The sequence below is a fragment of the Cupriavidus phytohabitans genome, assembly GCF_000426345.1.
Lineage (GTDB): Bacteria > Pseudomonadota > Gammaproteobacteria > Burkholderiales > Burkholderiaceae > Cupriavidus.
Genome location: NZ_AUFE01000052.1, coordinates 1 through 25,461 on the forward strand (window position 1 = coordinate 1; position 25,461 = coordinate 25,461).

Annotated in this window: 20 protein-coding genes and 2 pseudogenes; 12 read left to right on the forward strand and 10 right to left on the reverse strand. The window is 67.5% G+C overall.

The genetic code is table 11. The annotated features are described in order from the left end of the window. Nucleotides 1–272, forward strand: a 272-nt coding sequence (locus K309_RS0126380) for a transposase (protein ID WP_029049175.1), incomplete at its 5' end; no start/stop codon positions are given. A 123-nt stretch (nt 273–395) separates the two neighbouring features. On the opposite strand, the gene K309_RS42550 is transcribed toward K309_RS0126380, so the two are convergent. Together K309_RS42550 and K309_RS0126390 are read right to left on the reverse strand one after the other, a co-directional pair. Further along, complete coding sequence (locus K309_RS42550) at nt 396–536, reverse strand: hypothetical protein (protein ID WP_198030862.1); 141 nt, start codon at nt 534–536, stop codon at nt 396–398. Beyond that, nucleotides 536–1,747: an MFS transporter gene (locus K309_RS0126390; RefSeq protein WP_029049176.1), complete on the reverse strand. Its 1,212-nt coding sequence runs from the start codon at nt 1,745–1,747 to the stop codon at nt 536–538. The genes K309_RS42550 and K309_RS0126390 overlap by 1 nt, the downstream gene beginning before the upstream one ends. Before the next feature lie 344 nt (nt 1,748–2,091). Between K309_RS0126390 and K309_RS0126395 the strand changes: the two genes are divergently transcribed. The 3 genes from K309_RS0126395 (at nt 2,092) to parC (ending at nt 7,381) form a co-directional block, all read left to right on the forward strand. Beyond that, entirely contained in the window at nt 2,092–4,083 is a 1,992-nt protein-coding gene (locus K309_RS0126395; protein WP_029049177.1) for a DNA topoisomerase IV subunit B, read from the forward strand. Between the two features lie 66 nt (nt 4,084–4,149). Then, on the forward strand, nt 4,150–4,971 hold the full coding sequence (locus K309_RS0126400) for a lytic transglycosylase domain-containing protein (protein WP_029049178.1): 822 nt from the start codon (nt 4,150–4,152) through the stop codon (nt 4,969–4,971). Nucleotides 4,972–5,041: 70 nt separating this feature from the next. Beyond that, on the forward strand, nt 5,042–7,381 hold the full coding sequence (parC, locus tag K309_RS0126405; RefSeq protein WP_029049179.1) for a DNA topoisomerase IV subunit A: 2,340 nt from the start codon (nt 5,042–5,044) through the stop codon (nt 7,379–7,381). A gap of 158 nt (nt 7,382–7,539) precedes the next feature. Here parC and K309_RS37540 read toward each other — a convergent pair. Both K309_RS37540 and K309_RS0126415 read right to left on the reverse strand, forming a co-directional pair. Beyond that, nucleotides 7,540–9,370, reverse strand: a pseudogene (locus tag K309_RS37540) (ABC transporter ATP-binding protein). Nucleotides 9,371–9,545: 175 nt separating this feature from the next. Beyond that, nucleotides 9,546–11,228: an L-lactate permease gene (locus K309_RS0126415; protein WP_029049180.1), complete on the reverse strand. Its 1,683-nt coding sequence runs from the start codon at nt 11,226–11,228 to the stop codon at nt 9,546–9,548. Nucleotides 11,229–11,638: 410 nt separating this feature from the next. Here K309_RS0126415 and K309_RS37545 point away from each other — a divergent pair. Then, nucleotides 11,639–12,278, forward strand: a pseudogene (locus tag K309_RS37545) (LysE family translocator). A 34-nt stretch (nt 12,279–12,312) separates the two neighbouring features. Here K309_RS37545 and K309_RS0126425 read toward each other — a convergent pair. From K309_RS0126425 to K309_RS0126455, 6 genes are all read right to left on the reverse strand, one after another. Then, a complete protein-coding gene (locus tag K309_RS0126425) occupies nt 12,313–12,957 on the reverse strand; it encodes a glutathione S-transferase family protein (protein WP_029049181.1) in 645 nt (214 codons plus the stop codon). A 33-nt stretch (nt 12,958–12,990) separates the two neighbouring features. Continuing rightward, nucleotides 12,991–14,181: an aminotransferase-like domain-containing protein gene (locus K309_RS0126430; protein WP_029049182.1), complete on the reverse strand. Its 1,191-nt coding sequence runs from the start codon at nt 14,179–14,181 to the stop codon at nt 12,991–12,993. Between the two features lie 84 nt (nt 14,182–14,265). After that, a complete protein-coding gene (locus K309_RS0126435; RefSeq protein ID WP_029049183.1) occupies nt 14,266–14,721 on the reverse strand; it encodes a RidA family protein in 456 nt (151 codons plus the stop codon). Nucleotides 14,722–14,736: 15 nt separating this feature from the next. Beyond that, the gene (locus K309_RS0126440) at nt 14,737–15,615 is read right to left on the reverse strand and encodes a DMT family transporter (protein ID WP_156914455.1); all 879 of its coding nucleotides are present in this window, start codon (nt 15,613–15,615) and stop codon (nt 14,737–14,739) included. 104 nt (nt 15,616–15,719) lie between these two features. Continuing rightward, the gene (locus K309_RS0126445) at nt 15,720–16,367 is read right to left on the reverse strand and encodes a LysE family translocator (RefSeq protein ID WP_035878431.1); all 648 of its coding nucleotides are present in this window, start codon (nt 16,365–16,367) and stop codon (nt 15,720–15,722) included. Between the two features lie 117 nt (nt 16,368–16,484). Beyond that, complete coding sequence (locus K309_RS0126455; RefSeq protein ID WP_029049186.1) at nt 16,485–17,162, reverse strand: VOC family protein; 678 nt, start codon at nt 17,160–17,162, stop codon at nt 16,485–16,487. Nucleotides 17,163–17,246: 84 nt separating this feature from the next. On the opposite strand from K309_RS0126455, the gene K309_RS0126460 reads away from it, so the two are divergent. The 7 genes from K309_RS0126460 to K309_RS0126490 all read left to right on the forward strand — a co-directional run bounded on the left by K309_RS0126460 (nt 17,247) and on the right by K309_RS0126490 (nt 25,416). Then, nucleotides 17,247–18,785 (forward strand): aminotransferase-like domain-containing protein, encoded by a 1,539-nt coding sequence (locus tag K309_RS0126460; RefSeq protein WP_029049187.1) that lies wholly within the window; start codon nt 17,247–17,249, stop codon nt 18,783–18,785. Between the two features lie 138 nt (nt 18,786–18,923). After that, nucleotides 18,924–20,825: a molecular chaperone HtpG gene (gene htpG / locus K309_RS0126465; RefSeq protein ID WP_029049188.1), complete on the forward strand. Its 1,902-nt coding sequence runs from the start codon at nt 18,924–18,926 to the stop codon at nt 20,823–20,825. 109 nt (nt 20,826–20,934) lie between these two features. Next, entirely contained in the window at nt 20,935–21,438 is a 504-nt protein-coding gene (locus tag K309_RS0126470) for a DNA-deoxyinosine glycosylase (RefSeq protein ID WP_029049189.1), read from the forward strand. Nucleotides 21,439–21,648: 210 nt separating this feature from the next. After that, on the forward strand, nt 21,649–22,086 hold the full coding sequence (locus K309_RS0126475; RefSeq protein ID WP_029049190.1) for a universal stress protein: 438 nt from the start codon (nt 21,649–21,651) through the stop codon (nt 22,084–22,086). A 126-nt stretch (nt 22,087–22,212) separates the two neighbouring features. Then, entirely contained in the window at nt 22,213–23,361 is a 1,149-nt protein-coding gene (locus K309_RS37550; protein WP_035878432.1) for a PLP-dependent cysteine synthase family protein, read from the forward strand. A 357-nt stretch (nt 23,362–23,718) separates the two neighbouring features. Continuing rightward, nucleotides 23,719–24,471 (forward strand): tetratricopeptide repeat protein, encoded by a 753-nt coding sequence (locus K309_RS0126485; protein ID WP_029049191.1) that lies wholly within the window; start codon nt 23,719–23,721, stop codon nt 24,469–24,471. Nucleotides 24,472–24,531: 60 nt separating this feature from the next. Next, nucleotides 24,532–25,416, forward strand: coding sequence for a class I SAM-dependent methyltransferase (locus tag K309_RS0126490; RefSeq protein WP_029049192.1), 885 nt, complete (start codon nt 24,532–24,534; stop codon nt 25,414–25,416). Nucleotides 25,417–25,461: the final 45 nt, after the last annotated feature.

Sequence of the window (25,461 nt, forward strand, 5' to 3'; positions counted from 1 at the left end):
CCTGGGAGCACGTCACGCCGTTCTTTGTGTTCCCGCCCGATATCCGGCGGGTGATCTACACAACCAATGCCATTGAGAGCTTGAACATGCAGTTGCGCAAGATCATCAAGACCCGTGGCCACTTCCCTTCGGATGAAGCGGCGATCAAGTTGCTATGGCTAGCACTGCGCAACGTACTGACGAAGTCCGTTCGCACGACTTATGACTGGAAGTCCGCCATGAACCAGTTTGCTATCCTGTATGGGGAGAGATTTACCGCGGCCCGAGGCTAACAAAATTCAAAACCGCCTCGCACACAAAAATACGGACAGGTCCGTTCCGCCCTCCTGGGCGGGTCACTTCTTCAACGGCCGACAGCATGTCACAAACAGCGACCACCTCGTAGCGCCCAAACCTCACCCACACCAACCCAGCACCATATTGGTCAGATCGACCATGAACGAAGGCCGCAAATACCCCACAAATCCAAGCGCGAGCACCCCCGCCAGCACCGCCAGCAAGGCCGCCTTCGCCATGCGCGCGCGGGCCGCCGCCATCACGCTGCCGCCGGCTGGGCCCGCACCAGCGCCTGCTCCCGGATCGGCAGGTTGACCAGCGCCGCCATCACGCCCAGCCCGATCGAAATCAGCCACACCGTGTTGTACCCGCCGGTGCGGTCATAGAGATAGCCGCCCAGCCACGCCCCCAGGAAGCTGCCGATCTGGTGCGAAAAGAACACCACCCCCGACAGCATCGACAGGTACTTCACCCCGAACACTTGCGCGATGATGCCGTTGGTCAGCGGCACCGTCGACAGCCACAAAAATCCCATCAGCGCCGCGAACACCCAGGTGCTGGCCACCGTCAGCGGCAACAGCAGGTAGCCCGCGATCACGACCGCGCGTGCCAGGTAGATGAACGCGAGGAGGTAGCGCTTGGGCAGCCGCTGGCCCATCGCGCCGGCGGTATAAGTGCCGAACACGTTGAACAGCCCGATCAGCGCCAGCGCCACCACGGCCACCTTCGGGTCGGTCAGGCCCTGGTCCTTCAGGTACGGCGCCAGGTGGACGCCGATAAACACCACCTGGAAGCCACACACGAAGTAGCCCAGCGTCAGCAGCTGGAAGTTGCGGTTGCTGAAGGCTTCATGGATCGCCTGGCCGATGGTCTGGTGCTGGCCAGCGCCGTGCGCCATCTCGGGCGGTTCGCGCAGGGTCAGCGCCAGCGGCAGCATCACGCAGGCCATCAGCGCCATCACATACAGCGCGTTCTGCCAGCCCAGGCCGGAAATCAGCCCCTGTTCCACCGGGATCATCAGGAACTGCCCGAACGAGCCCGCCGCGGCGGCGATGCCCATCGCCCACACGCGCTTCTCCGGGCTGGCCACGCGGCCGATCACGCCGTAGACGATGCTGTACGTGGTGCCGGACTGGGCGATGCCGATCATCACCCCGGCGCCGGTGGCGAAGGCAGTGCCGCTGGTCGCCAGCGCCATCACCACCAGGCCCGCCACATAAAGCGCCACGCCGACCAGCATGATGCGCAGCGCGCCGAACTTGTCTGCCAGCGCGCCGGCGAAGGGCTGGCTGGCGCCCCACATCAGGTTCTGCAGCGCCAGCGCGAAGGCGAAAGTCTCGCGGTTCCAGCCGTGCGCCTGCGTGATCGGCAGGTTGAACAGGCCGAAGCCGTGGCGGATGCCCATAGAGAGGGTGACGAGCAGGCCCCCGCACACCAGCACGGTGGTCAGGGAAAGTTGTCGGTTTTGCATGTGTTGGCTCGGTGTGCGGCTGGCTGCGCGGTGGCGCGGCGCCGGCATGGATTGTCTGTGCTTGTTGTGGACCGTGCCGGGACGGCAATCTGGCTTGCCGTGGGCCGGGTGGAGGCGAGTTTACCCCGGGTGCGGAAAACGCGTACGCCGCCACGCTGAAGCCGGCGGCGCGGCAAAAAGTGCCGGCGCCGCGGCAAATGCGGCGCGGGCCTTGCCGGCAGCGGCAAGCGCTTTCCGGTGCGAATACCGCTGCCGGCATCCATTACAATGCAGTGCCCGGTGCCCCGGCGCGTGCACAGTTGTGCGCCCGCGGCAGCCGGGACATCCACTTTCGTAGCGACTCCATGGCGAGCAAAACCAGTCAGTACAGCGAATCTTCCATCCGGGTCCTGAAGGGTCTGGAGCCGGTCAAGCAGCGCCCCGGCATGTACACCCGGACCGACAACCCCCTGCATATCGTGCAGGAGGTGATCGACAACGCCTCCGACGAGGCCCTGGGCGGCCACGGCTCGGAGATCCTGGTGACCCTGCATCGCGACGGCAGCGTCAGCGTGGAGGACGACGGCCGCGGCATCCCGGTGGGCATCCACCCGGAAGAAGGCGTGCCGGTGGTCGAGATCGTCTTTACCCGGCTGCATGCCGGCGGCAAGTTCGACAAGGGCAAGGGCGGCGCCTATGCCTTCTCGGGCGGCCTGCACGGCGTCGGCGTGTCGGTGACCAACGCGCTGTCGACGCAGCTGGACGTGACCGTCTGGCGCGACGGCATGAACTCGACGCTGACCTTCTCCGGCGGTGACGTGACCTCGCCGCTGGCCTCGCGCAAGCTCGAGCGCGGCGAGAAAAAGAACGGCACGCGCGTGCAGGTGTGGCCGGATGCCAAATATTTCGATTCGGCCGCGATCCCGCAGGCCGAACTGCAGCGGCTGCTGCGCAGCAAGGCCGTGCTGCTGCCGGGCGTCAAGGTGACGCTGGTGACCGAAAAGACCGGCGAGGCCCAGACCTGGCAGTACGACCAGGGCCTGAAGGGCTACCTGGTCGAAGCGCTGGCGCAAGGCAGCGGCTCTGAACTGGTGATCCCGATGTTCGAGGGCGAGCATTTCGCCGACCCCGACGCCAACCCCGGCGAGGAAGGCTTTGCCGACGGCGAAGGCGCCTCGTGGGTGGTGGCCTGGACCGAGGACGGCGCGCCGGTGCGCGAGTCCTACGTCAACCTGATCCCCACGCCGGCCGGCGGCACGCACGAGTCCGGCCTGCGCGAAGGTCTGTTCCAGGCGGTCAAGAGCTTTATCGAGATGCACGCGCTGCAGCCCAAGGGCGTCAAGCTGATGAGCGAAGACGTGTTCGCGCGCGCTTCGTTCGTGCTCTCGGCCAAGGTGCTCGACCCGCAGTTCCAGGGCCAGATCAAGGAACGGCTGAACAGCCGCGACGCGGTGCGGCTGGTCTCCACCTTCAGCCGCCCGGCGCTGGAGCTGTGGCTGAACCACCATGTCGAGTACGGCAAGAAGCTGGCCGAGCTGGTGATCCGCCAGGCGCAGGCGCGCACGCGCGCGGCGCAGAAGGTCGAGAAGAAGAAGGGCTCCGGCGTGGCCGTGCTGCCTGGCAAGCTGACTGACTGCGAGTCCACCGACGTGACCCGCAACGAGCTGTTCCTGGTCGAGGGCGATTCCGCCGGCGGCTCGGCCAAGATGGGCCGCGACAAGGAGTTCCAGGCCATCCTGCCGCTGCGCGGCAAGGTGCTCAACACCTGGGAGACCGAGCGCGACCGCCTGTTCGCCAACAACGAGGTGCACGACATCGCGGTGGCGATCGGCGTGGATCCGCACGGCGCCAACGATGAGCCCGACCTGTCCAACCTGCGCTACGGCAAGATCAGCATCCTGTCGGATGCGGACGTGGACGGCGCGCATATCCAGGTGCTGCTGCTGACGCTGTTTTTCCGTCACTTCCCCAAGCTGATCGAGGCTGGCAACGTCTATGTGGCGCGTCCGCCGCTGTTCCGTGTCGATGCCCCCGCGCGCGGCAAGAAGCCGGCGCAGAAACTGTATGCGCTGGATGAAGGCGAACTGGTGGCCATCCAGGACAAGCTGGTCAAGGACGGCGTCAAGGATGGCAGCTGGCAGATCTCGCGCTTCAAGGGCCTGGGCGAGATGAGCGCCGAGCAGCTCTGGGAAACCACCATGAACCCCGACACGCGCCGCTTGCTGCCCGTGACGCTGGGCGAATACGACCTGCCGCAGACCGTGGAGATGATGAACATGCTCATGGGCAAGGGCGAGGCCGCGCAGCGCCGCAGCTGGCTGGAAGAGAAGGGCAACGAGGTCGAGGCCGATATCTGACGCCGGAGCGCCGGCCCGCGATTGGGGGGATAATCCCCCGGTTCGCCAGACCAGCAGGAACGCACGATGACGACGAGATCCCCCGGCAAACCATGGCGCAAGGCGGCAGCCGCCGTGCTGGCGCTGGCCGGGCTCGCCTGTGCGCCGGCGGCGCACGCCGAGCTGTGGGGCTTTATCGACGCCGACGGCGTGGCGCACTTTGCCGACCAGAAGCTGGACGCGCGCTACAAGCTGTTCATGAGAGATGGTGGCAAGCTCGACAGCGCGCGGCTGGCGGCGCTCCAGCGGGGCAAGGCGCAGGCCGGCATGGGCGACGCGGACGGCATCGACCTCGAGCAGCACAAGCTCTACCGCTACGTTGTCAACCATCCCAACATCAAGACCGTCGAGCCGCTGATCCACCAGATCGCCGACAAGCAGGACGTCGATCCCGCGCTGGTCAAGGCGGTGATGGCGGTGGAGTCGGGTTTCAACCCGGGCGCCGTTTCGCCCAAGGGTGCGATCGGACTGATGCAGGTGATTCCCGACACCGGCGCGCGCTTTGGCGTCAGCGCCGACCAGCGGCGCACGGTCGAGCAGAAACTGGCCGACCCGCGCACCAACATCACCGCCGGCGTGCGCTACCTGCGCTGGCTGATGCAGCTGTTCCCGAACAACCTTGAGCTTGTGCTGGCGGCCTACAACGCGGGCGAGGGCGCGGTGCAGCGCTACAACAACCGGATTCCGCCGTACCCCGAGACGCAGCAGTATGTCAGCACCGTGCTGCAGTTTTACCGGTTCTACCAGCCCTCGCAGTCCGCTCGGGGCGCGCGGCCGATGCGCGCCAGTGCCGCTGCCGACGGACCGCGCGTGAAGATGGTGCTCGGCGGACGGCGCGACATGCCCTGACCGGCGTGACTGAACAACAAGCAACCCGGCGCGCCGGCATCAATGTGGCGCGCCGAATTCTTGCCTATCCATGGAACAACAAGACATCACGTTTCAACCTGAAGAGCCGGCCGATTCGCTGACGCTGGCCCGCTACGCCGAGCGCGCCTACCTCGATTACGCCGTCAGCGTGGTCAAGGGCCGCGCGCTGCCGGAAGTGGCCGATGGCCAGAAGCCGGTGCAGCGCCGCATCCTGTTCGCGATGCACGAGATGGGCCTGCGCGCCGATGCCAAGCCGGTCAAGTCCGCACGCGTAGTCGGCGACGTGCTGGGCAAGTTCCACCCGCACGGCGACCAGTCCGCCTATGACGCGCTGGTGCGCCTGGCGCAGGACTTCTCGCTGCGCTACCCGCTGATCGACGGCCAGGGCAACTTCGGCTCGCGCGACGGCGACGGCGCGGCGGCGATGCGCTACACCGAAGCGCGCCTGACGCCGATCTCGCGGCTGCTGCTCGACGAGATCGACCAGGGCACGGTCGACTTCATCCCCAATTACGACGGCTCGATGCAGGAGCCGAAGCTGCTGCCGGCGCGGCTGCCGTTCGTGCTGCTTAACGGCGCCTCCGGCATCGCGGTGGGCATGGCCACCGAGATCCCGCCGCACAACCTGCGCGAGGTCGCCGCGGCCACCGTGGCGATGATCCGCAACCCGAGCATCTCGCTGGCCGAGCTGCTGGCGCTGATGCCGGGGCCCGACTATCCCGGCGGCGGCCAGATCATCTCGCCGGCGGCGGACATTGCCCAGATCTACGAGAACGGCCGCGGCAGCCTCAAGGTGCGCGCGCGCTGGACCATCGAGGAACTGGCGCGTGGCCAGTGGCAGATGGTGGTGAACGAACTGCCGCCGAATACTTCCGCGCAGAAGGTGCTGGAAGAGATCGAGGAGATCACCAATCCCAAGATCAAGGCCGGCAAGAAGGCGCTGACGCCGGACCAGCAGCAGCTCAAGGCGACCGTGCTGGCGGTGCTGGACGCGGTGCGCGATGAATCCGGCAAGGACGCGCCGGTGCGGCTGGTATTCGAGCCCAAGAGCAAGAACATCGACCAGCAGGAGTTCATCCAGGCGTTGCTCGCGCATACCAGCCTGGAGTCGGGCGCGCCGATCAACCTGGTGATGATCGGCACCGATGGCCGCCCGCGCCAGAAGGGCCTGCGCGAGATCCTGGGCGAGTGGATCGCGTTCCGCTTCGACACGGTCACGCGCCGCACGCGCCATCGCCTGGGCAAGGTCGAGGACCGCATCCACATCCTCGAAGGCCGGATGCTGGTGCTGCTCAATATCGACGAGGTGATCCGCATCATCCGCGAGAGCGACGAGCCCAAGCCCGCGCTGATCGAAGCCTTCGAGCTGACCGACCGCCAGGCCGAGGACATCCTGGAAATCCGCCTGCGCCAGCTGGCGCGGCTGGAAGCGATCAAGATCGAGAAGGAACTGAAGGACCTGCGCGAAGAGCAGGCCGACCTGGACGTGCTGCTCAAGTCCGAGACCATGATGCGCCGTCGCATCATCAAGGAGATCGAGACCGACGCCAAGCAGTACAGCCCGGAAGACAAGGACCCGCGCCGCACGCTGATCCAGGAACAGCGCCGCGCCGCCGCCGAAGTGCGCGTGATCGACGAGCCAGTGACGGTGATCATGTCGCAGAAGGGCTGGGTGCGCACGCGCCAGGGCCATGGCCACGATCCGCAGCAGTTCACCTTCAAGGCGGGCGATGCGCTCTACGACACCTTTGACTGCCGCACCGTCGACGTGCTGCTGGTGTTCGGCACCAATGGCCGGGTCTATTCCGTGCCGGTGTCAAGCCTGCCAGGCGGGCGCGGCGACGGGGTGCCCATCACCACGCTGATCGAGCTGCAGTCCGGCAGCCAGGTGGCGCACACCTTTGCCGGCAACGCCAGCCAGCGCATGCTGATCGCCACCGCCGGCGGCAACGGCTTCCTGACCACGGTGGGCGACATGACCGGCCGGCAGAAGGGCGGCAAGTCGTTCCTGACGCTGGACGACGGCGATGCCCCGCTGCCACCCGCGCCGATCGGCGACGAGGCCACGCATGCGGCCTGCCTGTCCGGCAATGGACGCCTGCTGCTGGTGGCGCTGGACGAGATCAAGGTGCTGTCGGCCGGTGGCCGCGGCGTGATCCTGATGGAGCTGGAGCCCAAGGAGAAGCTGCTGCAGGCGGTTGCCGTGGGCGCGCCAGGGCTGATGCTGTCGGGCGCGGGCCGCGGCGGCAAGCCGTCGTCGCAGAAGCTGGCCGGGCAGTCGCTGCTGCCGTATGTCGGCAAGCGCGCGCGCAAGGGCAAGCAGATCGAAGCGAAGCTGAAGGAGCCGCGCATCGATCCAGTGCGGGTGGAGCCTGCCGGCGGCAATTGAATGGCCTGCTGGTTTGCTCCCCTCTCCCGCTTGCGGGAGAGGGGCAGGGGGTGAGGGCAGGCGGTGGCATACCGCAGGTACTTCGAAGACGCTCCCGCCCTCACCCCAACCCTCTCCCGCATGCGGGAGAGGGAGCCCCCAATCTGGCGGGCAACATCTCAATCCACCCCCACAAATCCCCCCGTCTGATGCGCCCACAGCCGCGCATACAGCCCCCCATGCGCGAGCAGCTCCGCATGCGTGCCGCTCTCCACGATATGCCCGTTGTCCAGCACCACCAGCCGGTCCATGCGCGCGATCGTCGAGAGCCGGTGCGCGATGGCGATTACCGTCTTGCCTTGCATCAGCGTTTCCAGGCTGTCCTGGATCGCCGCTTCCACTTCCGAATCCAGCGCCGAAGTCGCTTCGTCCAGGATCAGGATCGGCGCGTTCTTCAGCAGCACCCGCGCGATCGCGATGCGCTGGCGCTGTCCGCCTGACAGCTTCACGCCGCGCTCGCCCACCTGCGCTTCCAGTCCGGTATTGCCGTGGGCATCGACCAGGTTGGGAATGAACTCGTCCGCGCGGGCGCGGTGCAGCGCTTCGGCCAGCTCGGCCTCGGTGCTGGAGGGTTTGCCATACAGCAGGTTCTCGCGGATGGAGCGGTGCAGCAGCGAGGTGTCCTGCGTCACCATGCCGATCTGCGCGCGCAGGCTTTCCTGCGTGACATCGGCGATGTCCTGCGCGTCGATCAGGATGCGGCCGCTTTCCACGTCATAGAGCCGCAGCAGCAGGTTGACCAGCGTCGACTTGCCGGCGCCGGAAGGGCCGACCAGCCCGATCTTCTCGCCCGGCCGCACGGCCAGGTTGACGCCTTCGATCACACCCGAGCCCTTGCCGTAGTGGAACCCCACCTGCTCGAAGCGGACTTCGCCCTGCGTGACGCGCAGCGGCTGCGCGTTGGCGCGGTCGGTGACCTTGCGCGGCACGGCGATGGTCTTCATGCCGTCCTGCACCTGCCCGACGTTCTCGAAGATACCGTTGACCACCCACATGATCCAGCCGGACATATTGTTGATGCGGATCACCAGCCCGGTGGTCAGTGCGATCGCGCCGGTGGTGACATGGCCGGAACTCCACAGCCACACCGCCAGCCCGGTGGTGCCGGCGATCAGCGCGCCGTTCATCGCGGTGATGGTGACGTCCATGCCGCTGACCATGCGGCCGGCCAGCCGCGTCTTCTCGGTCTGCTCGGCCATGGCGTCGCGCGCGTAGTCTTCTTCCTGCCGGGTATGGGCGAACAGCTTGAGCGTGGTGATGTTGGTGTAGCCGTCGACGATGCGCCCCATCAGCCGCGAGCGCGATTCGGTGGCGACCACCGAGCGCTCCTTCACGCGCGGCACGAAGTACAGCAGCGCGGCCACGTAGCAGGCGATCCACAGCAGCAGCGGGATCATCAGCCGCCAGTCGGCCTGCGCGAACAGCACCAGCGAACTGACCGCATAGATCACCACGTGCCACAGCGCGTCGACCGCCTGTACGGCGGAGTCGCGCAGCGAGAAGCCGGTCTGCATGATGCGCTGGGCGATGCGCCCGGCAAAGTCGTTCTGGAAGAACGACAGGCTCTGCTTGAGCACGTAGCGGTGGTTCTGCCAGCGGATCAGGTTGGACAGGCTGGGGTTGATGACCTGGTGTACCAGCACGTCGTGCAGGCCGAAGAAGATGGGCCGCAGCAGCACCGCCACCACCAGCATCCACACCAGCTCGTTGCGATGCCGGGCGAAGAATTCCGCGCCAGGCGTGGTCTGTGCCATGTCGACCAGCCGACCGAGAAAGCTGAACAGCGCCACTTCGATCAGCGCGCCGACCAGGCCCACCACCAACAGCAGCGCGAACACGCCCCACACTTCGCGCAGGTACCAGGTGTAGAAGCGCAAGACCTGGCCTGGCGGCCTCGCGGTCGGGCATGTGGCGGAAGGGGTCGATCAGTCTTTCCAGGCGACGCAACATGGCAGGGTTCCCCGTTGTGTGCCACGGCACGCCCAATCGTCCTTGTGGGACCCCGGCGGGGCGCTTGCGGCGGATCAGACGCAACATGATACGCGCGTTGCCCAATTGAAAAGCCCCGCCAGGGGCGGGGCCTTGTCTGAAGCGCCATGCCGAAACTGCCGCGGCGGCAGGGCCATCAGGGATGGTGGATCACCATGTACGTGAACGGCGGCACGTAGGCCTGCAGCGTCACGAACAGGCCCACCAGGATCGCCAGCACGATCGAGTGGAAGAACACGTAGCGCAGGATGTCGCCCTCGTGGCCGTACCACTTGGTTGCGGTCGAAGCCACCACGATGGACTGCGCGTCGATCATCTTGCCCATCACGCCGCCCGAGCTGTTGGCCGATGCCATCAGCACCGGCGACAGGCCCAGCTGCTCGGCGGTGGTCTTCTGCAGGCCGCCGAACAGCACGTTCGAGGCCGTGTCCGAGCCGGTCAGCGCCACGCCCAGCCAGCCCAGCATGGTGCCGAACAGCGGGTAGAACACGCCGGTGTGGGCGAAGGCCAGGCCCAGCGTGGCATCGAGGCCCGAGTAGCGGGTCAGGTAGCCGACGCCGAACATTGCGCAGATGGTCAGCAGCGAGTAGCGCACCAGCTTGATGGTTTCCCAGTATTCCTTGAACAGGCGCGGCACCGAGTAGCCCATCAGCAGGCCGCCGGCGATGGCCGAGACAAAGATGCCGGTACCGGCCATCGACAGCACGTTGAAGTTGAAGACGGCGCCTTCGATGACTTCCTTCGGCACCACCGGGGGCACCTTCACGACGGCCTTGTCGAGGCCCGGAACCGCGAATTTCCAGGCCCACAGGCCATCCATCAGCTTCTTGAACTCGGGAATGCCCCAGACAAAGACGAACACCGTCAGGATCACCCACGGCATCCAGGCCTTGGCCACCGAGATGCCGGCCGAGGCGGCGCTGGCGCGGGCCTCGGCCTCGAGCGCTTCGGGGTGGTCGACCTTGGAGTCGTCGTGACGGCCGAGGATCTTGGTCGAGGTCCAGATTTCCTTCGGGTGCCAGGCCTTCAGGAACAGCGTCAGCGAGCCCATCGACACCAGCGCCGCGATCACGTCCACCAGCCATGGGCCGTGGAAGTTCGACACCAGGTACTGCGGGATGGCAAAGCTCACGCCCGCCACCAGGATCGCCGGCCAGATCGCCAGCATGCCGCGGAAGCCGGCAAAGGCCCAGATCAGCCAGAACGGCACGATCAACGAGAAGAACGGCAGCTGGCGCCCGATCATCGCCGACAGGTCGAGCAGGTCCAGCCCGGTTACCGAGGCCAGGCCGATGATCGGCGCGCCCAGCGCGCCGTACGCCACCGGCGCGGTATTGGCGATCAGCGCCAGCCCCGAGGCGGCCAGCGGCGAGAAGCCGAGCCCGATCAGGATGGCGCCGGTCACGGCCACCGGCGTGCCGAAGCCGGCCGCGCCCTCGAAGAACGCGCCGAAGCTGAACGCCACCAGCAGCAACTGCAGGCGGCGGTCCTCGGTGATGCCGGAGATCGAGTTCTGCAGCACCTTGAACGACCCGTTCAGCGTGGTGAGCCGGTGCAGGAAGATGATGTTCAGCACGATCCAGCCGATCGGGAACAGCCCGGAGACGATGCCGAGCCCCGCCGCCTTGCCGGCCATCGCCGCCGGCATGCCGAATACCGTGGACGCGACCACGATGCCGATCACCAGCGCCAGGCCGGCGGCCAGGTGTGCCTGCATATGAAAGAAGGCCAGTGCTGCCAGCAGCACGGCGACGGGAATGCCCGCGGCAATGGTCGATAGCGCCATATTGCCTAGCGGGTCATAGACTTGACTCCACACGATCGAAATCCTCCTCAGGTTGGCTCGGGGCCCGGACGATCTGCGAGCCCTGGGCGCCCCGCTTGCGCTTTGCACCGGCGTGCGGCGTCCGCCGCGCGCGGGAAAGAACCAGCGATTGTAGGAACGGGTTCCGTGTTCGCTGCCGTACATTGCGTCATGCCAGGCGTGAGCCACATTCAGGGATCAGGGTTTGCCTGGAGGGCATTGCGGCGCACGTGGGACGTACCCGGCACACCGGCCAGAGTACTCTAAACGGCGCGTGTTGCAAAAGTCTGCCTGCCTGCGCGCGGCCCGGATGACTGGCCCGGCAGCCATGGCGGGGACTGGCGCGAGCGCGGCCGGGCAGCGCATACTGTCGTTCGCCATCAAGCGGGCGCCGCCCGCATCCCCATACCGAACGAGGCTGCCCAATGACTGAATTCCTGCCCGCGTGGCCGCTGCTGACAGCCTTCGTGCCTGGCCATCACCCCCGGCCCGGCCGTGGTCTATATCGTGACGCGCACGCTGGCGCAAGGCCGGCAGGCGGGGCTGGCCTCGATCGGCGCGGTGGCGCTGGGCAACCTGGGCAACGCGATCGGTGCGTCGCTGGGGCTGGCGGTGCTGTTCTCGGTCTCGGCGCTGGCGTTCTCGGTGGTCAAGTACGCGGGTGCGGCCTACCTGATCTGGCTGGGCATCCGCGCGCTGCGTGGCGGCGGTGCGGCGGCGGACAGCGGTACGCCCGAAGTGGCGCAGCGCAGCCTGCGCCAGGTGATGCGCGACGGCTTTGTCGTGGCGCTGCTCAACCCCAAGACCGCGATCTTCTTCGCCGCCTTCCTGCCGCAGTTCATGAACCCGGCCGGCTCGGCGCTGGCGCAGAGCCTGGCGCTGGGGGTGGCCTTCGTGCTGATCGCGGCTACGACGGATGCCTGCTACGTGCTGGCGGCGGCCGCGGTGATGCCGGCGCTGCGCCGCGCCGGACGGGCGCGCGCGTTCGGCCGCTACCTGACGGGTGCGGCGTTTATCGGGCTGGGGATCTTTACCGCGACTTCGGGCTCGCGCGCCGCGAAGTAGGTAGAAGCAAAGGAAGGAAAAAAACCGCCGCCGCTCAACGCAGCGGCAGTTCCAGGATGCCGCCGGCGGCAGGGCGGGCGCGCATCGCCGCCAGCCACCGCTCGAGGTCCGGCCGCGGCTGGTGCCGGACCGGCAGTCCCAGCCAGCGGTGCGCGGCGCAGGCCAGCGAAATGTCAGCCATGGTGAAGCGGTCGCCGCCGATGAACTCGCGGCCCGCCAGCGCCTTGTCCAGCAATTCGGCCAGCGGCTCGGTGCGCGCGCACGAGGCCTGGATGGCGGCTTCGTCGCGCTCGCCGGCGGGCTTGCGCACCAGGTTCAGGAACGCCGTTACCATCGCGGGACTGAAGGCCGTGGTCTGCCAGTCCATCCAGCGGTCGGCCGACGCACGCGCCTTCACGTCTTCGGGCCACAGCGTGCCCTCGCCGTAGCGCGCGCACAGGTAGCGCACGATCGCGTTCGATTCCCACAGCACGAAGGGCTCGCCGCCCACGTCCGTGCCGCGGAAATCCTCGATGACCGGGATCTGGCGGTTCGGGTTCAGGCGGACGTAGGCCTCGGTGTCGAGGTCGCCCTTATTCACGCCGATATCGACGCGCTCATGGTCCAGGTGCAGCTCGCGCGCGCACCAGACCACCTTCTGCACGTTGATGGAGGAGAGTCGGCCCCAGATACGCAGCATGTCGGCTCCTGGAATGCGCGCGCCCGTGCGGCGTCAGGCTGCGCGCGGTTGCTTGGCGGCAGCGGCGGCGATGGACTCGCGGAACAGCTCGCCCAGGATCGCCACGCCCTGCTCGATGCGCTCGGGCGGCACCGTGACGAACGCCAGGCGCAGCGCATTGCGCTTCGGGTTGCTGGCGTAGAACGGCGCGCCCGGCACATAGGCCACGTTGCGCTTCACCGCCTCTTCCAGGATAGCCATGCTGTCCAGGCCCTCGGGCAGCTCCATCCAGATGAACATGCCGCCTTCGGGCGTGTTCCAGGTCACGCCTTCCGGCATGTGGCGCTTGAGCGCATCCAGCATGGTCTGGCACTGCTTGCTGTAGAGCTCGCGGATGGTCGGGATATGGCGGTCGAGCAGGCCGTCGCGCACGGTCTCGTAGGCCACGCGCTGCGTGAAGGTCGGCGTGTGCAGGTCCGATGCCTGCTTCGCCTGGCACAGCTTGAAGTGCAGCTCGGGCGGGGCGATCACGTAGCCCAGGCGCATGCCGGGGGCCAGGATCTTGGAGAACGAGCCCATGTAGATCACGCCATCCGGGTTCATCGACAGCAGCGTCGGCAGCTGGTCGCCGGTGTAGCTGAGCGCGCCGTACGGATCGTCTTCCACCACCAGCACGCCCAGCTCCTGCGCGCGCGCCACCAGCGCCTGGCGGCGCTCCAGCGGCAGGCGGCGGCCGGTCGGGTTCTGGAAGTTGGGCAGGGCGTACAGGAAGCGCGCGCCCGCGGTCAGTTCCGGCGTCAGCGCCTCGGGCACCAGTCCCTTGTCGTCGGTCGGGATCGAGACGAATTCAGGTTCGAACAGCGAGAACGCCTGCAGCGCGCCGAGGTAGCTGGGGGTTTCCACCATCACCTTGCTGCCCGGGTCGATCATCACCTTGGCGATCAGGTCCAGCGCTTGCTGCGAGCCGGTCACGATCAGCACGCGCTCGACGCCCACGCCATGGCGCCTGGCGACGAATTCACGCAGCGGCAGGTAGCCTTCGGTCGCGGCGTATTGCAGTGCCGCCTGCGGGTTGTCGGCGAATACGCGGGCCGTCGCTGCCTCCATGGCCGCTACCGGGAACGATGCCGGCGAGGGCAGGCCGCCGGCGAACGAAATGACTTCCGGACGCTCGGTGACCTTGAGGATTTCGCGGATGGCCGAGCTGGTCAGTTGCTGTGCCCGGCGGGAGATGGCCCATTTCATGATGTATCTCTTGTGGTCTGGGGAGGGTGTTTCTGTGAGGCTAGGCAGGCCGGTCGCGGTCGCCCGGGGGCCGGCCGGCGGAAATTACTGCACCTCGACGATCATTTCGATCTCGACGCAGGCGCCCAGCGGGATCTGGGCCACGCCAAAGGCGCTGCGCGCGTGCTTGCCCTTGTCGCCGAAGACTTCGGCCAGGAACTCCGAAGCACCATTGGTGACCAGGTGCTGCTCGGTGAACTCGGGGGTGGAGTTGACCAGGCTCATCACCTTGACGATGCGGGTGACGCGGTTCAGGTCGCCCACGTGCGCGTGCAGCGTGGCCAGCAGGTCGATGGCGATGGCGCGCGCGGCGGCCTTGCCGGACTCGGTATCGATGTCCTGGCCCAGCTTGCCGGTCCATACCTTGCCGTCCTTGCGGGCGATATGGCCCGACAGGAATACGGTGTTGCCGGTCTGCGCGGCCATCACGTAGGCGGCGGCAGGGGCGTTGGCGGTCGGCAGTTCGACGCCGAGGCGGGCAAGGGTATCGTAGACGGACATGCGTTGGACTCCTGGTCAGTGAATGCGTCCTGGAAGGACAGGGGACGTTTCCGGGGCGGGGGCGGGTGCGCCCTGGCGCACGGCGGCGCGGCGGCCAACGGCCACGACGGCGATCACCGCTACCGCGAAGGCGATGGTGGGGGCGTCAAGCGGCTCGGACAGGATCAGCGCACCGCCCGCCAGCGTCAGGAACGGCTGCAGCAATTGTATCTGCCCGACGCGGGCCACGCCGCCTTTTGCGAGGCCGGCGTACCAGAAAAGGAAGCCGACAAACATCGAGAACACCGAAACGTAGGCCATGCCGCCCCAGGCACGCGGCGACGCCGCGGCGATCGCCGGCAGGTCGCGCAGCACCAGCCAGGCCGTCACCGGCACCAGCACCGGCAGCGACGCCACCAGCGCCCAGCTGATCGTCTCCAGTCCGCCCAGTTCGCGCGACAGCTTGCCGCCCTCGGCATAGCCCAGTGCGCCCAGCACCACCGCGGCAAACAGGTACCAGTCGGCGTGCTGCAGGCCGCCGGCGCCTTGCCAGACGGCAAAGCCGACCACCAGCGCGCTGCCGGCCACGGCCGACAGCCAGAACCCCGCCGATGGCCGCTCGCCCCCGAACCAGGCCGCGAACACGGCCGTGGCCAGCGGCAGCAGACCGACCACGATGGCGCCGTGGCTGGCCGGCACCTCGCGCATCGCCAGCGACGAAAACACCGGGAAGCCGACCACCACGCCGAGCGCCGTGACCGCCAGCCGCGGCCACTGGCCGCCGCGCGGGCGGCGTGCCGCGGCCAGCGCGCCGCGCGCCAGCGCGACGAAGATCGGGTCCAGTTCGGCCACCGCCATGCGCGTGAACGGCAGCGTCTGGCTGAAGATGGCCACGCCGATGAAGCCGAGCAGCATGCCGCTTGAATGGGGCGCGGAATGGGGCGCGGCAGGTACGGAAGCGGGCGAGGAGGTAGGCGAGGAAGCGGGCATGGTTGGCCTCTGTGTTCTTGTCGTTCGATTCAAGGCACGCCGGGCCGGGCGCCGACGGCGATCCACAGCGCGGTCAGCGCCAGTGCCGCGCCCATGGCACGGTTGAACCAGCGCACGCGCCCGCCCGCGCGCAGCCATTGCCGCAGCGCCGCGCCCAGCACGCCGTACACGCCGTTGCTGACGAAGCCCAGCAGTGCGAATACGGTGCACACCAGCAGCATGCGCGGCAGCGGCGCGGGGGCACCTGCCGTGTAGGACGCCGCCACCGCCAGCGCCAGCATCCACGCCTTGATGTTGGCATACTGCAGCGCCGCCGATTGCCACACGTTCAGCGGACGCAGCACCTGTTTCTCGGCGAGGGCCGTGCTGCGCGCGATCTTCCACGCCAGCCACAGCAGGTAGGCCACGCCGGCCAGGTGCACCACCGATGCCAGCGCCGGCTGGCCGAGGATCAGCGCGCCCACGCCCACCGCGCACAGTGCCAGGATGCTGGCAAAGCCGAACGCCACGCCGACGCAATGCGGCAGCGTCGCGCGCAGCCCGAAATTGGCACCGGTCACCGCGGCAATGGTGGTGTTGGGCCCGGGCGTGAACAGGCCGACCGTCAGCAGCGTCAGCAGGGCCAGGAACTGCGCCGCCGTCAGGCCGGTGAGCAGGCCGGAGGTCACGGCGGTCATGCGAACGCCGCCACCACCGCGCGGCGGTTGGTGCGGCTCTTCTTCTCGTGGTCGAAACGCTTGCGGGTCGCGGGCATCGGTGTCTCCTTGGGGATTCTTGTTGTCCTGTTGGTATGCCTAGCGCAAGGTGCGGATGCCTTGCGGCGTTTCGATCTCGGCGGACAGTTCCGGCTGCCCGTCGCTCTGTTCGATCGCGATCAGGTGGTCCGCGCCCAGCCAGGCGAGGCCCTGCCGCAGCAGTTCGGCGCGCGGATGGCGGCCGGACAGCTTGCGCAGCGCCAGGTCCTGCCGTGGCAGGCTAGTGCCAGGATAGGCGGCCACGTCCCACTGGATCAGGCTGGGGAACAAGCCGTCACCGGCCGCATCGGCTTCGCCTTGCCAGCCGGGCAGGGCGCCGTCCTCGGGCACCGTGATGCGCCAGCGCAGGTCGCCGCGCGACATCGGGATCACCGGCGCGATCCGGGCCGGGTATTGCGACTGCCACAGCGTCAGGTCGGCGGGCCGCTCGACGCGGGCGGCCCAGTGCAGCAGGAACGGACCGTTCTCCAGCCGTTGCCGCACCGCTTCGGTGTCCAGCCCGAACCAGCGTGGCCGTGCGGGGGCGGCGGCCGCAGGATCGATCGCAATCACTTCCAGATAGATGCCGCCGAACATGCCGAGGACGCGATTGTGCGTGCCCATGGCGGCATGCTCACCGCCACCGCAGGGCGCAATCCCAAGCAGGTCGGCGACATGGGCGGTGCCTGCGTCCAGGTCCGGCGCGGCGATGACGAGGTGATCGAGGGCGAGCTTCATCGTGGCTTGATGGTAGACAAGGTTGTCGGTACAGTACCGGTACAGTTCTGCGGATCGTCTTCAGTACAGTTGCAGGAGCAGCACATGGATGCCAACACCCGGGACGCGGATGCCACTGCCGCGAGCTCCCAGCAGCATAGCGGAAGCGGTGCGCGCGGCACCTCCGCCCCGTCGGGCGGACGCCCGCTGCGCCTGGTGCTGCCGCCGACCGAGCGCCTGCCCGACCCGATCCCGTCGGCGCAGATGACACTGGTCGAGCAACTGACCGAATGGGCCCGCATGCGCATCGACGAACGCGTGTTCCGCGCCGGCATGCGCATGCCGTCTATCCGCCAGCTGGCGCAGGAAAAAGGCATCTCGCGCTTTACGGTGGTCGAGGCCTATGAGCGGCTGGTGGCGCTTGGCTACCTGGAATCCCGCCGCGGCTCGGGCTTCTACGTGCGCGAGCGTACGCCGGCCGCCCCGGCGGCGCCGGTGTCGTCCAACGCGGCCGAGGCGCGCAATATCGACGTCACCTGGCTGCTGCGCAGCATGTTCCATACCGCCGAGGCGCACAAGGCGCCGGGGCTCGGCTTCCTGCCCAACGAATGGCTCGATGGCGAACTGATCGCCAGCGCGCTGCGCGGGCTGGGACGCCAGCCGGGCAACCATTTCCTGGCCAGCGGCACGCCGCAGGGCTTCCTGCCGCTGCGCCAGCAGCTGCGCACCCGGCTGGAGGAGCTCGAGATCCGCGCCGGCGCCGAGCAGATCGTGCTGACCTCCGGCATTACCCAGGCGCTCGATCTGATCGCCCGGCTCTATCTGCAGCCCGGCGACGCCGTGTTGGTCGGCGACCCGGCGTGGTTTGTGATGTTCGCCCGCTTTGCTGCGCAGGGCGCGCAGGTGATCGGCGTGCCTTACACCGCCGAGGGCCCGGACCTGGAGGCGCTGGAGCGCATCGTGCAGGCACGGCGGCCGAAGCTGTTCGTGATCAACTCGGTGCTGCACAACCCGACCGGCACCTCCCTGTCCGCCGCCAAGGCGTTCCAGCTGCTGAAGCTGGCCGAGCAGTACGACTTCCTGATCGTCGAGGACGATATCTACTGCGACCTGTGTCCACCCGGCCACGCCGCCACGCGGCTGGCCAGCCTGGACCAGTTGCGCCGGGTGATCTACCTGGGCAGCTTTTCCAAGACGCTGGCGGCCAACCTGCGCGTGGGCTTTATTGCCGCGCCGCCGGAAATGGCGTCGGCGCTGACCGACAGCAAGCTGCTGGCGGGCCTGGCCTCGCCCGAGATCAACGAGCGGGTGCTGTACAAGGTGCTGACCGAGGGACACTACCGCAAGCATGTCGAGCGCGTGCGCACCCGGCTGGACCGCGCCCGCGACGAGACCCGGCGCGAGCTGGAGCGGCTGGGCCTGCGCCTGTTCCCGGGCCAGCACGCCGGCATGTACCTGTGGGCCGATACCGGCCGCGATACCAACGCGATCGCCACCGCCGGGCACGAAGAGGGCTACCTGTTTGCCCCGGGCAGCCTGTTCTCGCCGTCGCAGATGCCGTCGGGGTGGATGCGCTTCAACGTCGCCAGCAGTGGCGACCCGGACATGCTGCGCTTCCTCGCGCGCCAGCTGGAACGGCTCTGAGCCCTCGTTGCTGTGCACGCGTTACATTCCCCGGGCCTTGAAAAATGGCCCGGGCGGCCCTATTTCTGGCGGCACCGGCCCCCGACGGCCACCCGACCATCCCAGATTCGCCTGTTTTCGAGATTCAAGAGGAGAACCATGACCGCACCGCACGAGACGATGAGCTTCCAGGCGGAAGTGAAGCAACTGCTGCACCTGATGATCCACTCGCTGTACAGCAACAAGGAAATCTTCCTGCGCGAGCTGGTCTCGAATGCTTCGGACGCCACTGACAAGCTGCGCTTCGAGGCGATCGCGAACCCGTCCCTGCTGGAGAACGACGCCGACCTGGCCATCCGCATCGAGGCCGATGCCCAGGCACGCACGCTGAAGATCACCGACAACGGCATCGGCATGAGCCGCGACGAGGTGATCCGCAACCTCGGCACCATCGCCCGTTCGGGCACCAGGGAATTCTTCCAGCAGCTGTCCGGCGACCAGCAGAAGGACGCCGCGCTGATCGGCCAGTTCGGCGTGGGCTTCTACTCCGCCTTTATCGTCGCCGACAAGGTCACGGTGGAAACCCGCCGCGCCGGCGTGGGCGCCGAGGAAGCCGTGCGCTGGGAAAGCACCGGCGACGGCGAGTTCAGCGTCGACGCGATCTCGCGCGCCGAGCGCGGCACCACCATCACGCTGCACCTGCGCGAGGGCGAGGACGATTTCCTCTCGGCCTGGCGCCTGAAGAGCATCATCCAGAAATACTCGGACCACATCTCGCTGCCGATCCGCATGCCCAAGGAAGTGTGGGACGCCGAGGCCAGCAGCTACAAGCGCACCGACGAGTGGGAAAGCGTCAACCAGGCCAGCGCGCTGTGGACCCGCAACAAGTCCGACATCACCGACGAGCAGTACACCGCGTTCTTCCAGCACATCGCGCATGACAACGAGACGCCGCTGGCCTGGACCCACAACCGCGTGGAAGGCCGCAGCGAATACACCCAGCTGCTGTACATCCCGGCACGCGCGCCCTTCGACCTGTGGGACCGCAACCACAAGGCCGGCCTGAAGCTGTACGTCAAGCGCGTCTTCATCATGGACGACGCCGAGCAGCTGCTGCCGGGCTACCTGCGCTGGGTCAAGGGGGTGGTCGATTCCTCCGACCTGCCGCTGAACGTGTCGCGAGAACTGCTCCAGGAAAGCCGCGACGTCAAGGCGATCCGCGAGGGTTGCACCAAGCGCGTGCTGTCGATGCTCGAATCGCTGGCGGACAGTGAAGACGAAGCCGAACGCGCCAAGTACGACACCTTCTGGCAGCAGTTCGGCCAGGCGCTGAAGGAAGGCGCCGGCGAGGACCAGGCCAACCAGGAGCGCGTGGCCAAGCTGCTGCGCTTTGCCTCGACGCACAACGCAACCGCCGAGCAGAACGTGTCGCTGGCCGCCTATGTCGGCCGCATGAAGGAAGGCCAGGACAAGATCTACTACGTCACGGCCGATACCTGGTCCGCAGGCAAGAACAGCCCGCACCTGGAAGTGTTCCGCAAGAAGGGCATTGAAGTGCTGCTGCTGACCGACCGCGTCGACGAGTGGATGCTGTCGTTCCTGCGCGAGTTCGACGGCAAGGAACTGGTGTCGGTGGCGCGCGGCGATCTCGACCTGGGCAAGCTGGCGGATGAAGCCGAGAAGGCCGAGCAGGAGAAGGCCGAGGCCGACTGGAAGGACGTGGTCGAGCGCGCCAAGACCGTGCTGGCCGGCAAGGCCAAGGACGTTCGCGTGACGCTGCGCCTGACCGAGTCGGCATCGTGCCTGGTGTCGGACGAGGGCGACATGAGCGGCTACCTGCAGCGCCTGCTGAAGCAGGCCGGCCAGAAGGCGCCCGACGCCCAGCCGATCCTGGAGCTGAACCCCGAGCACGCGCTGGTGAAGAAGCTGCGCGACCTGCCGGAAGGGGATGCGTTCAGCGACCGCCTGCAGGTGCTGTTCGACCAGGCGCTGCTGGCCGAGGGCGGCATGCTGGAAGATCCGGCGGCCTACGTGCAGCGCGTGAACAAGCTGCTGGCCTGACGGTACGCGATCGGTTTGCTCCCCTCTCCCGCGCGCGGGAGAGGGGCGACAACACGTGCGGCTGTTCGCATTGCCGGTCGTGGTCGACCAGCAGCCCGAGCCTTTTGCCATGCCCGACACCGTCCCCCCTCAAACCGATCTCCACCAGGGCCTGCCGCCCGTCATCGACACCCACACCCGCGTGCTGGTGCTGGGCAGCTTCCCCGGCGCGGCCTCGCTGGCCGCGCGCCAGTACTACGCTCATCCCCGCAACCAGTTCTGGCCGCTGATGGCCGCGCTCACCGGCGAACCGATGCCGGCGCTGCCGTATGCCGAACGGCTGGTGCGGCTGCTGGCGCATCGCATCGGCGTCTGGGACGTGCTTGGCGCGTGCATGCGCGAAGGCAGCCTGGACAGCAATATCCGCTATCCGCAGGCCAATGATTTCACGCGGCTGCGCCAGCTGGCACCCACGCTCGAGCGCGTCGGCTTCAACGGGGGCACATCCGGCCGTTTCGCGCCGCAGTTTGCCGCGCAGGGCTATCAGACGGTGGTGCTGCCTTCGTCCAGTCCCGCGCACGCCGCGCGCAATTTCGCGCAGAAGCTCGCGCTGTGGCGCGCCCTGGTGGCGTAGTCGGGCTCGCCCTGATTTTTTGGTACACCGCACGTGTGATGCATCCCGTATTGCCGTGGGCCATGGCGACCCTATACTGCAATCGAGTGACGAATCATTCGAAACCGGGGGTATCGGTCGCTCCTTGTGGTGCGCCTTGCGGCTCACACTTTCGGCCGCGAGGCGATGATGCATCGAAAGTGAGCGTAATTGGCGAGCAAGGAGGCAACCATGTTCAAGCATCTCCTGCTGGCGGTCGATGGCTCCGACCTGTCTGAATCCGCATTCCGCAAGGCGATCGTGCTGGCGCGGGAAACAGGGGCGCAGATCACCGCGGTGCGCGTCTGTCCGAACTACCATGTGCTGACCTACAACGTCGAAATGCTGGAGGACACCCGCGAGACCTACGTGAAGCAGGCGTGGGAAGATGCCACCCGCTACCTGCGCGGCCTGGCCGACGAGGCCGGAGCCGCAGGCGTGAAGTGCGATACCACGTACGCCGTCAATGACCATCCCTACGAAGCCATCATCAAGGCCGCCGAGGAAAAGGACTGCGACCTGATCGTGATGGCCTCGCACGGGCGACGCGGGGTCCAGGGGCTGCTGATCGGCAGTGAGACCCTGAAGGTGCTGACGCACAGCAAGATCCCGGTGCTGGTCTACCGGTAGGCTTGCGGCCTTGCCGTCAGCCGCCGGCTTGCGGGCTGGCGGGGGGCCATATTTTTGCCGGCAGTGGACGCTTCTGGCATGCTGACGACCTGTTCCAATGCCCGGCCACCGTGCCCGCATGCCGCCATGCCACTTTCCGACTGGACCCATGAAGCCATCCGCAAGATCGAGGCGGATTTCAACCGCTCCGCGGACACCCACCTGATCCCGCTGGATTTGCCGGGCTACCCGGACATTCGTGTCTACTTCAAGGACGAATCCAGCCACCCGACCGGCAGCCTGAAGCACCGGCTGGCGCGCTCGCTGTTCCTGTATGCGCTGTGCAATGGCTGGCTGCATGAAGGCAGCACCGTGGTGGAGGCTTCCAGCGGGTCGACCGCGATTTCCGAAGCGTATTTCGCCAGGCTGCTGGGGCTGCCGTTCGTGGCGGTGATCCCGGCCGGCACGTCGCGCGCCAAGGTCGAGGCGATCGAGTTCTATGGCGGGCGCTGCCAGCTTGTCGACAGCCCGTCGGAGATCTATGCCGCGTCGCACCGCATCGCGCAGGAAACCGGCGGCCATTTCATGGACCAGTTCACCTACGCCGAGCGCGCCACCGACTGGCGCGCCAACAACAATATCGCCGAGTCCATCTTCAAGCAGATGGCGGAGGAGGAGCACCCGGTACCGGCCTGGCTGGTGTCCAGCGGCGGCACCGGCGGCACCATCGCCACGCTCGGCCGCTACGTTGCCTATCGCCGCCACAAGACGCGCGTGCTGTGCGCGGATCCGGAAAACTCGGTGTTCTTCGACTATTTCCGCAGCTGCCTGGCCGGCAAGCCGGAGCCGGACCTGTCGCTGCCAACCGGCTCGCGCATCGAGGGCATCGGCCGGCCGCGCGTGGAACGCTCGTTCATCCCCAGCTGCATCGACGCCATGCTGAAGGTGCCCGATGCGCTGTCGTTCGCCGCCATGCGCTACCTGGCCAGGCGCTTCGGCCGCCGCGTCGGCGGCTCGACCGGCACCAACTTCGTCGGCGTGCTGTACCTGGCGCAGCAGATGCGGGCGGCAGGGCAGGCCGGTGCCATCGTCGCGCTGCTGTGCGACAGCGGCGATCGCTATGGCAATACCTATTACGACGAAGACTGGTATGCCGAGCAGCACATCGCCATCGACGCGGCCGATGCGCTGGTGGCGCGCGCGGTGAAGGGTGAAGCGGTGCTTACGCCGCAGGCGGTGGCGGGGCTGCAGCCGGCCGGTGCCGGCATCCCGGGCCAAGAACCCATTTCACAATGAAGGAGGGGACGCGTTCAAGCCAGGCGCCGCGCAGGCTAGGCGTGGGCCGCCGGCCTTGGTCATTCCAAGGTCAAGGCCCGCAACAACGCCTGCGCGGCGCCTGGCTTGAACCCGAAGGGAAGGCTGCTGCCGGGCCGCATGGCGTTGTTGTGGCCTCCTAGCGTGGAATGACCACGCGGCGTCGGCCACGCCTAGCCCTGCGGCCCGGCAGCAGCCTTCGCGCCCCTCCTTCATTGTGAAATGGGTTCTAAAGCAGGGGAATCGCGCCGCCGCCTTTCTGTCAAAATGCCGGCGTCCAGCGCTGCGGCGCCGGCCCTTGCTCCACTGATGACTCCATCCCCATAGGGTGACTTGTCCATGCGTATCTTCGGTATCAGCATCCATATCATCGTTGCGTTGTTCTTCGCCGTGCATGCGGTGCGCACGCACCAGAACATGTACTGGCTGCTGATCCTGTTCCTGTTCCCGGGGCTGGGCAGCCTGGTCTACTTCTTCGCCATCTTCCTGCCCGAGCTGCGCCAGTCGCGCGGCGCGCGCGCGGCCACGCGCGCCATCTCGCAGCTGGTGGACCCCAACCGCGCGGTGCGCGAGGCCCGCACCGACTTCGACCGTGCCCCGACCGTGGCGCACCGCATGCGCCTGGGCGCCGCTCTGCTCGAAGCCGGCGAGCCGGCCGAGGCGCTACAGCACTACCAGGCCGCGGCCAACGGCCCGTTCGCGTCCGATCCGGCGCTGCTGCTGGGGCTGGCCCAGGCGCAGTTCGCCACCGGCGACGCGGCCGCCGCACTGGCGACGCTGGAAAAGCTGTTTGCCGCCAGCCCGCATGCGCGCCAGCAGCCCGGCCCCGCCTTGCTGTATGCTCGCGCGCTGGCTGCCACCGGCGCGCCCGGCACGCGCGCCGCGTTCGAGCAGGCACTGACCAGTGCCAGCGATGTCGCGCCGCGCTGCCTGTACGCCGACTGGCTGGCAACGCAGCCCGAAGCCGCCGATCGCGAACGCGCGCGCGAGCTCTATGCCGAAATCGTCCACGACGCCCGCCACTGGCCGCGCCATGCCCGCGAACACAACCGCGAATGGCTGCAGCGCGCGCAGGCGGCGCTGGGCAAGTAAGGCGCACACCCGTGGCAGTGTATTGCGGCCTTGTATGGCCGCCGTGTATTTCTCGACAATATGACCCTACTGAAACGCAAATCGATTGAAGCCGTGGCATCGCGCCGTCCGGCACGTGGCAACCGCAACCGCGGCCAGGCGCCAGGCTCTCGCGCGGCTCGCGAAGAAAAGCGCATGACGCCGCGCTTCGCGCCGGTGACCTTCTCGGAGCTGGACGGCGTGCGCTACCTGCATTTCGGCACGGAGTGGGTGCAGGGCGCGATGCGCCTGCGCAAGCCGGATGCGATCGAGCTGGAATATGCGCAGCAGATGATGGCGTGGCTGCTGTTCCTGTCGCCTTCGGTGGATGAGTTCCACGTGGTGCAGCTCGGCCTCGGGGCTGCGGCGCTGACCAAGTTCTGCCACCGCCAGTTCAGCCGCGCGCGCGTGACCGCGGTCGAGCTGAACCCGGCGGTGATCGTCGCCGGGCGCAGCATGTTCGGCCTGCGCCAGGACGACTCGCGCCTGACCGTGCGCGAGCAGGACGCGTGGGACTACGTCATGGACGGCACCCACGCCGACGCCATCGACGTGCTGCAGGTGGACCTGTACGACGCCACCGCGCGCGGCCCGGTGCTCGACACCACCGCGTTCTACCGCGCCTGCCGCCGCACGCTGAAGGCACCTGGCGTGATGACCATCAACCTGTTCGGCGACCACGACAGCTTCCCGAAGAATATCGAGCGCATTTGCGAAGCCTTCGATAACCGCGTGCTGGTGTTCCCGGAGGTGCATGACGGCAACATCATTGCGATGGCGTTCAATGGCCCGGAGATCGATGTGGCGTGGGAAGTGCTGGAAGCGCGCGCCGACGTGGTCGAGAACACCACGGGGCTGCCGGCGCGGGACTGGGTGCAGAAGCTGCGCGCGGCCAACGCGCGGCAGGAAGAGCGGTTGAAGATCTAATCTAAGTTGGCGCCTCTCTCCCGCGGCGGGAGGGAGGGAGGCGCG

What these genes read in the sequence shown, in the direction of transcription:
- K309_RS42550 (WP_198030862.1), bottom strand. Translation starts at nt 536, where the DNA reads ATGGCGGCGGCCCGCGCGCGCATGGCGAAGGCGGCCTTGCTGGCGGTG.
- K309_RS0126390 (WP_029049176.1), bottom strand. Translation starts at nt 1,747, where the DNA reads ATGCAAAACCGACAACTTTCCCTGACCACCGTGCTGGTGTGCGGGGGC.
- K309_RS0126395 (WP_029049177.1), top strand. Translation starts at nt 2,092, where the DNA reads ATGGCGAGCAAAACCAGTCAGTACAGCGAATCTTCCATCCGGGTCCTG.
- K309_RS0126400 (WP_029049178.1), top strand. Translation starts at nt 4,150, where the DNA reads ATGACGACGAGATCCCCCGGCAAACCATGGCGCAAGGCGGCAGCCGCC.
- parC (WP_029049179.1), top strand. Translation starts at nt 5,042, where the DNA reads ATGGAACAACAAGACATCACGTTTCAACCTGAAGAGCCGGCCGATTCG.
- K309_RS0126425 (WP_029049181.1), bottom strand. Translation starts at nt 12,957, where the DNA reads ATGCTGCGTATCTGGGGCCGACTCTCCTCCATCAACGTGCAGAAGGTG.
- K309_RS0126430 (WP_029049182.1), bottom strand. Translation starts at nt 14,181, where the DNA reads ATGAAATGGGCCATCTCCCGCCGGGCACAGCAACTGACCAGCTCGGCC.
- K309_RS0126435 (WP_029049183.1), bottom strand. Translation starts at nt 14,721, where the DNA reads ATGTCCGTCTACGATACCCTTGCCCGCCTCGGCGTCGAACTGCCGACC.
- K309_RS0126440 (WP_156914455.1), bottom strand. Translation starts at nt 15,615, where the DNA reads ATGCTGCTCGGCTTCATCGGCGTGGCCATCTTCAGCCAGACGCTGCCG.
- K309_RS0126445 (WP_035878431.1), bottom strand. Translation starts at nt 16,367, where the DNA reads ATGACCGCCGTGACCTCCGGCCTGCTCACCGGCCTGACGGCGGCGCAG.
- K309_RS0126455 (WP_029049186.1), bottom strand. Translation starts at nt 17,162, where the DNA reads ATGAAGCTCGCCCTCGATCACCTCGTCATCGCCGCGCCGGACCTGGAC.
- K309_RS0126460 (WP_029049187.1), top strand. Translation starts at nt 17,247, where the DNA reads ATGGATGCCAACACCCGGGACGCGGATGCCACTGCCGCGAGCTCCCAG.
- htpG (WP_029049188.1), top strand. Translation starts at nt 18,924, where the DNA reads ATGACCGCACCGCACGAGACGATGAGCTTCCAGGCGGAAGTGAAGCAA.
- K309_RS0126470 (WP_029049189.1), top strand. Translation starts at nt 20,935, where the DNA reads ATGCCCGACACCGTCCCCCCTCAAACCGATCTCCACCAGGGCCTGCCG.
- K309_RS0126475 (WP_029049190.1), top strand. Translation starts at nt 21,649, where the DNA reads ATGTTCAAGCATCTCCTGCTGGCGGTCGATGGCTCCGACCTGTCTGAA.
- K309_RS37550 (WP_035878432.1), top strand. Translation starts at nt 22,213, where the DNA reads ATGCCACTTTCCGACTGGACCCATGAAGCCATCCGCAAGATCGAGGCG.
- K309_RS0126485 (WP_029049191.1), top strand. Translation starts at nt 23,719, where the DNA reads ATGCGTATCTTCGGTATCAGCATCCATATCATCGTTGCGTTGTTCTTC.
- K309_RS0126490 (WP_029049192.1), top strand. Translation starts at nt 24,532, where the DNA reads ATGACCCTACTGAAACGCAAATCGATTGAAGCCGTGGCATCGCGCCGT.